The sequence below is a fragment of the Microcystis sp. M53603_WE2 genome (genome assembly GCF_030065435.1).
Window position 1 is genome coordinate 1 of record NZ_JASJFF010000685.1, and the last position, 7763, is coordinate 7763.

Sequence of the window (7763 nt, forward strand, 5' to 3'; positions counted from 1 at the left end):
TCCAGCAGACAGGTTGGGGGTTGCTGACTTTGGCGATTAGTCAAGGGACAGTTAACCGTCATTTGGCCGCTCTCGCCGCCCCTAATCCCCGAAAATTGGCTCTTTTAGTCGGTATTGACCAGTATGGGGCGAATATTCCGCCGCTGCCCGGCTGTCTTACCGATGTGGAGTTACAAAAAGACCTTCTCCGTTATCGTTTTGGCTTTCAGGATGCTGATATAGTAACTTTAACGGGACAACAAGCCAGTCGAGAAGCGATCAAATCGGCTTTTTTAGAACACCTGATCGCCCAAGCCAAGGCAGGGGATGTGGTCATTTTTCACTTTAGCGGTTATGGCAGTCTTGGGGCCGGAAAAGAGGTTTTTATTGCTGCGGATGGGGCAGAAAATGCTTTACTTAAGGAAAATATCCTGCTGATGGCTCGCTGTCTAGCTACGGATAAGTTTAGCTTGATTTTTGATAGTAGTCATCTCCCCCAACCTCAGCCCTATCTCGGTAATCTCCGCGTTCGTTCCTATCCCGAAAGCCTTGCGGAGCTTAACCCTGCCGAATTAACTTTCGCTGCCGATATTAAAACCCGTTTTAACCTCAAAAATAAGCCTAGTAACGGCGTTATTCTCGCTGCCGCTAAACCAGAGCAAATCGCCGTGGAATTGAGCGGTAATAGCCCCAATGCTGGCTTATTCACCTATGATCTCACCCAGTATCTCTGGCAAGCTTGCCCCAGTCCGACAATGGCGATCGCTTTTCCCCATCTCCGTAATCTCGTCGCTAGTCACAGCAGTCAACAACAGCAGCCGGCAATCCTAACCAGTAATCAAAAAAATAATTCTGCGCCGCCATATCATACAACGTCAGAAACGTCAAGGGGTGGGGCGGCAATTGTTACAAATCTTATTGATGAACGCACCCTAGAAGTCAATCTGGTCGGCCTGCCCTTAGAAATCCTAGAAAATTACGGAATTAACTCCTGTTTGAGCTTTATTGAGGCGACTGGGGAGGAAATCAGCCTACAAATTCTCTCCCGTCAGGGTGTAAAAGCGAAAGCGCAATTATTATCCCCGGCTGCTTCCCTAGAAATAGGACAGATTCTACAGGAAAAATTGCGGGTTTTTCCGAGTCAAATCGGTTTAATCGTCGGTTTGGATAGTAATTTAACCCGGATTGAACGGGTAGATGCCACCAGTACCTTTGCCAGTTTGCCCGATGTGGCCGCCGTGGTTAACATTGGTGAACAAACGGTAGATTGTCTCTTAAGTCGAGTTGGTAGCGAAGAAACTGGCAATTATCAGTTATTATCTGCCAATGGCTCCCTAATTATCGGTAGTTTAGGGGCGGCCAACGAAGCCATTAAATCGGGGATCAAACGACTGCAATCCCAACTAGAAACCCTGCTGGCCTGCAAATTGTGGCACTTGTTGATCAATCAAGAATCCTCCGGTTTAGCCGTCATTGTCACCCTGGAAAGCCTCGATCAAACCTATATCTCGACGGTACAAACCCAAAAAATTGCGGGTAGCAGGGGGATTAATACCGCTAAAAATGACTTAATTCTGCCCGTCGGGACGGAAATTCGCTATCAAATCGAGAATCAAGAAGAACAACCCCTCTACGCGCTGATCCTTGTCCTTAACAGCGATTGCCAACCGCTTTTATACTGTTCCCATTCAGAAAACCCCGATAATTTCAGCAATTCTAGCCCATTAGCCCCCTTTGTCGTGGCGGCCAAAACCAAGGCCACCATCCCCAATGACCGCCAAGGGCATTGGAAAATTAGTCAACCCAAGGGCATCAGAGAGAATATACTGATCCTCAGTCGCCATCCTTTCCCGAACACCTTGACCCTTCTCAATGCCACTCAAAGCCTCAAGGGAGAAGCAACCCAACTGCTCACCCTGACTAACCCCCTAGAAATAGCCAGAGCTTTCTGGAGCGATCTAAAATTAGATTTAGGTCTAAAAATGGATAATTCTGGCAGTGTCATTGATGAATACGCCTTTGATCTGGGAACTTGGTCAGGTTTCCGGTTTATTTATCAAGTTATCGACTAAATCGATAGAATGATTCTATGGAATCCTTGAAAAGAAAAGGTTAAAATCCTAACACAGCTACCCCTAAATTTCCCGATGAATCTTCTGCCCCGGACAACCCAAAGCCGCCTCAAAAAAATCCCACAAATTCCCAGTGTTTGGGAAGGAGATCGTCGTGCTTTATCCTTATCCGAGAGAATGCCCCGGGCCACCTTAGAACCAAATCAAGAAAGCGGTGGCGAGTGCGTGATCTGGGTGGACGGCAGCGAGGGCTGTGTACGCGCTATGGAAGTAGTTTCCCCCGAAACGGGGCCAGAGGCCATGGTGAGAACCTTAATCCGCGCCATCGAAACACCGCAAAATCCCGCCCGGCCAGCCAGACCGAAAAAAATTATCGTCCGCGATCGAGAAACACAGTTTTTTCTGCGCGGGGTACTACAAGATCTCGATATCACCATCGATTATGTCCCCAATTTGCCCCTGATCGATGATCTCTTTCGCGGGTTCGACGAATTCCAAAATAACCGTCCCCCGGCAATTCCCCCCGCTTGGCAGTCCGCTTTAGTGAAAACTGCTCACGAAATTTGGAAAGCTGAACCCTGGTCCTGTTTAGCTGACTACGATATATTGGAAATTAAGCTCGATCGCCCCGATTTCCCGAATCTTTACGCCTGTGTCATGGGAATGCTCGGTCGGGAATACGGAGTCATTCTCTATCGTTCCCTAGCATCCCTCAAACAATTCCGCCAGTCCGCTTTAGAAGAAAAATCGATGGAAAGATTAGAAAAAGCCTTTCTTTCCCAAGATTGCTGGTTTTTAAGCTACGAATTGGCCGATGATGATGAGGACGATGATGAGGATGACTACGATCTGGCCTCGGCTGCCCCTTCCCAGATTCATCCAGTTTTCGGCAGCGTGCATCCCTACGAAGGCATTCGCCCCTATTTAGATGAAGAAGAAGCAATCACGGTATATTTAGCTTTAATAGCTCTGTTGCGCTTTTTTAAAGGCAATCAATCCGCTTTATCCGAAGAACCGATCGGAGAATTACAGCGTCGTTTTCGTATCCCCCTCGATCCCGAACAAGCAAAAGGGGAAACCGTGGCGGTGACGGTAGCCACGATGCCCGATCTATGTGCGGAATTTATGCAACTCTTGGAGGAGGAGGACGACGACGATGAGGATGATGAGGATGATGAGGAAGAGTCCGTACTCAAGGAAAATCTAGTCCCCGATAATGCACATCTCAGTCTCGGAATGGTTCCCTGGCAATTATTAGATAAAATTCGCAGTCGTCCAAAAATCCATTATCAACCCCAATCCGTACCAACAAAAGGAGAGGGTTTCCCCGTGGTCATGATCCAGACCTCCCGACCGAAAGCCAAGGAACTGATCGAAAAAATCGAACAAGCTGGCGGTTTGGCGGCTATTGGTTTTAACCCCGGCGAAGATCCCCTCGAAGATACCCGTTATGATCTCGGTATTCTGAAAATGGCTAATGGGGATCTCTATCTCTTTGGGGAATTCGAGCAAGATGATCCCGACCACCGTACCGCGCGCCGCAATTGGCAAAAACGCATCAAAAATACCGAGGGTTATTGTGGTTTGATTATTGCCATGGGGGTAACTGGTTCCTCCTGCGGTAATCCCCAATTAAACGATATGTTAGCCCTCTACGAGGCAAAATCGATCGATAGTAAAGATTTAGACTTGGGAGTTTTGACTCTTATGCCTCACTTTGGTTAATTTTAACGAAGGCAGGGGGCAGAGGGCAGGCTTCGGGCATTACCCAAGCGCCTAAGAGAAGTTGTATCCCTAAGAATGGGACAATCAAACTAGGGTCCCTGTGAGGTGAAAGTCTCATGCACGGTTCTGAAGGGTCGGGGATGGAGGCGACTCCATTCCCGATCCCTAACACGCCGGCTTGAGAATATTCTTGTCACCCCATCAGGAATCCACTAAACAAAGAAGTTGGAAACAGTGATATTACCGAGAGCGGGTAATGTGCCGGTAATGCCTGTAACGTTAACCAGTAAGTCATTGGCACTTTGGAAACCAGCAACATTATCATTGACAATAATATAGTTTCCGGCTATCCCAGCAGTGGTTACTTGGACCAGGGCCGCGCCATTAATACCAAGTGCTTGGTTTCCGGCTAAGGCACCATTGGCATCGGTAAAAACAGCATTCACGACATTGGTTAAAGTGGTAGCCGCAGAATTGGCAGCACGACTAAAGGCAGCGGGGGCAGGCAGCACACCTCCTGCGGCACTGAGCAAATCAATTTTGTCGGAGCCGATCGCAAAATCAGTGATCCGGTCAGGGTTAGCGACAGTAGATTGGGAAAATTGGAAGAGGAAGACATCGTTTCCTGCTCCCCCCGTCAAGGTATCGAGTCCAGCACCACCATTAAGGGTATCATTGCCCCCAGAACCGTTGAGAAGGTTATTGGCCGTGTTGCCCGTGATCACGTTATTACCTGCGTTACCAGTACCGTTAATGGCGGCTGCTCCCGTCAGTGTCAGGTTTTCCACATTTGCCGCTAAAGTCGTGGTGACAGCGGCCGTGAGAGTATCGGTTATCGTCGTGGTAGCTGCCGTCTGCGTACCAAGAGCAGCATTAGTAGGAGAAGACAAAGCTAAAGTAAAGATTTCATTCGCCTCATTAAGGGAATTATTGAGAATGGGAATATTGATGACTTGAGTAGTAACACCAGGGGCAAAGGTTAGAGTTCCAATGGTGGCGGTGTAATCCGATCCCGCGGTTGCTGTACCGTTAGCAGTAGCATAGTTAACGCTGACGGTTTGGTTGCTTGCTTGGGAAAGAGTGACGGTGTAGGAGGCGTTTTGAGGAGTGGTTAAACCTTCAACAACAGTCTGATTGCTGGGACTAAGATTAATCTTGGGTAACTGAAAGTAGTTGCCAAAATTAATGCCAGTCAATTTTTCCCCTGCTTTCAAGTTTAGAGCATAGGGAGTGGTGGGGAAGGTTTGTATCCAGCCTGTTTGATTCACTTCCAGAATGGCATATTCTCCTGGTCCTAAGTTGCTGAAGGTATATTTACCATCAGCGTTAGTGACTGTGGAAATTTCCCAAGGATCTAATTGTCCATTGGTGAAGCTATCAATGTAAATTGTCCAACCTGCTAGGGCTTGTTCGCCTCCGTCCCAGATACCATTAGCATTAGCATCGTTCCATTTACTGCCTTGGATGCTTCCAAGTTGGATTACTCCCTTGTCATCTTGAAGTACGAAGTCACCAAACTGTTTAGCCGACTTGATAAAGCTTGTATCTCCAGTACGAAGATAATCTATTACTGCACCAACTTGAAATTGTCCTGCCGCAACTCCTGCATCATTAACCAAATCAAAAGCAGCAGCTAAGGCTTCGGGATCAAAAATAGGGTTGGGAGGAATAATGTCTGAAGCAAAACTAGAAGCAGCAGCAGTTTGTTTTGTTGTTGCAGGAAAGAGAGATTCTGTTTGACTAACACGCCAACTATCAGCAAATGTAGTATGGACGATAGGGTTATTTTCCCACTGTCCAGGATTCAATTGTAAGTTAGTACCATCACGCAAGGCAAAGTCATTGCTAGTAATACCGTCGCCATTACCTAAAAGTCCTTGCAACAAACCAAAACGATAATCAGCAGGATTAACATCAATATTAATATAATATCGACTAGTGTTAATCGTATCCTCATAGACAAAAGCTGTTACTAGATCATCGTCATTGGTATTAATAATACCATCTAGACCAGCATAAGTAAAGGTATATTGAGAGCCTTGACGTTTTATCTGACCGATACCCAAATCGAGGGTTTCACCACTCAATAAATTGTAACTTTGCCCATCAATAGATAGTCTTTGATCCTGTGCTAAATCTATGTCATAGTTAATATTGTAACCACCAAGATTTATAGCAAAAGCAGTATTGACTGAAGCACCAATCCAATGAGGTGAAGCTTCTTGGCGAGTTTGCACTTGAAAATCATCTATCAGGGATTTCACAAGAATAAACTCCCCAGTTGTTTGAAATTCATAGGGTTTACCATCAAAAGTTGACAGATGTACATCACCCCAACCATGACCGTTACCGACAACACCCGTAACACTGAAAAAGATGGAAAAATCTTGACCTGTAATAGGGGATACAGAACCTAGCGTCCCACCAACCGTAACCTTGTAAGCACTGTCCAACGGATTTAAACCACCTGTTGGAATAAAAATTTGTTCGATGTAATCAACCGCGTTAATAGTACCGCCAGGAACACTATCTGTTCCATTAAAACCCCAACCACCACCTAAAGTGCTAGCAGTATTGAGCGGTAAAAAACTAGGAGTGTAAATTAAACCACTATTATTCCCCTGTAACGTCAAATTTAAGTTAGCATCCGTGCTAAGACCGCCGCCAGGAACTCCTGTCCAAACTAAAGTTGCTTTAATATAGCTACCTGGAGAACGGGATAAATAACCTAAATTTACAGTTGATCCCTTGAATGTATCCTCAGCAAGTAGTTCTCTTGTTAGGGTGTTTGTCGCATTTCCTAGGTTGTTTGCGAATGAATTAGCAAGGAATAAACTAGCGTTATCTGTGGGTTCCCATATATTGCTATAAATTGAACCTAGCCCATTTACAGAGGTATGGATAAGTAGTCCCTTCTCTGTGGAATCTAGCGGATCAATCAATGTTGTATTGGGTGCGGCTGGACCATTTAGCGCACCTGTAGGTATGGGAGCATAAGGGATATTAGGAATAATGGCAGGAGTACTGCCAGAAGGTAACAAAATGTTTTTAAACCGCGCCCTGAATGCAACAGGACCACCAATCGCCGAAGGCATTGTTTGGACATTTTCATACCAAAAATTATCCTTAACATCTTGATTGATTAAGAAAGTCGACGCCGATACTAAGTCGGCTGGTGCAAGCGCTTGCTCTATCTGAATACTCTGTCCACCTACAGTAATTGTTGCCCAGTCATTCTCACCTTTCAAAGCCTGTAATGTCCCAGCACTGAGACTATTACCACGCACTAAGTTAGAAAAAATGTCTCCCTCATCACCAGCGCTATCCGTCTGATTGATATGAGCATCAATAAAATGCCCGTATTCTTCTAACAAAACCGCAATAATGTCTGTCTCCGTAGCTGTATCAAGAAAATTAGCAGCGAGATAAATCTTATTCGTGCTAGTCCCATAAGCACCACTAGCATTACCAAGAATGCTACTATCAAGGATTTCAATTTGTGGAAATGAACTAAAATCACCTACAAGCCATTGAGAACGGAGATTTGTGGCTACTGTATGGTCATATTGTGTACCAAATGCTATTTCAAACAAATTCCAGAAGTCATTTAAACCAGCAAAGTTTTTCAGTTGGTCATAGGTCTTGTTGAGAGTGGCCTGAAGAAGATTAGTCATAACATCCTTTCCATCAACTATTTGTTTGCATTTACATTTAATTTAATCGATCAAGACTTATGAGACTGGCACTAGCGATAGCCCAGATACATTAAAGTCATCGTTATGTGGTATTGTAGATGGTCTTTGCGGAAGTAAATTTTTGAGGAAACAATTTTTAACATCGGATTTAAATAGAACTCTTGCAAATTAATTATATGTTATAATCATGGGTTAACTAATTTTCCCCAAAAAATTAGTTAACCAGTACATTTGTCCTGAATGAAAACTTGAAGTTTAACTTTTAACTCAAAACTCTTTAGATATGCTTTAA

3 protein-coding genes are annotated in these 7763 nt (G+C 45.0%); 2 read left to right on the top strand and 1 reads right to left on the bottom strand.

Translation table 11 applies throughout. The features are described from left to right. Positions 1-2051 (top strand): caspase family protein (locus tag PX481_RS14830; protein ID WP_288094849.1); only part of this gene is annotated, 2051 nt, incomplete at its 5' end. Between the two features lie 75 nt (positions 2052-2126). Then, a complete protein-coding gene (locus PX481_RS14835) occupies positions 2127-3776 on the top strand; it encodes a DUF6930 domain-containing protein (RefSeq protein ID WP_002757866.1) in 1650 nt (549 codons plus the stop codon). A gap of 212 nt (positions 3777-3988) precedes the next feature. On the opposite strand, the gene PX481_RS14840 is transcribed toward PX481_RS14835, so the two are convergent. After that, positions 3989-7450: a Calx-beta domain-containing protein gene (locus PX481_RS14840; RefSeq protein ID WP_002757868.1), complete on the bottom strand. Its 3462-nt coding sequence runs from the start codon at positions 7448-7450 to the stop codon at positions 3989-3991. Positions 7451-7763: the final 313 nt, after the last annotated feature.

Coding starts and splice junctions, on each gene's coding strand:
- PX481_RS14835 (WP_002757866.1), top strand. CDS start 2,127: ATGAATCTTCTGCCCCGGACAACCCAAAGCCGCCTCAAAAAAATCCCA.
- PX481_RS14840 (WP_002757868.1), bottom strand. CDS start 7,450: ATGACTAATCTTCTTCAGGCCACTCTCAACAAGACCTATGACCAACTG.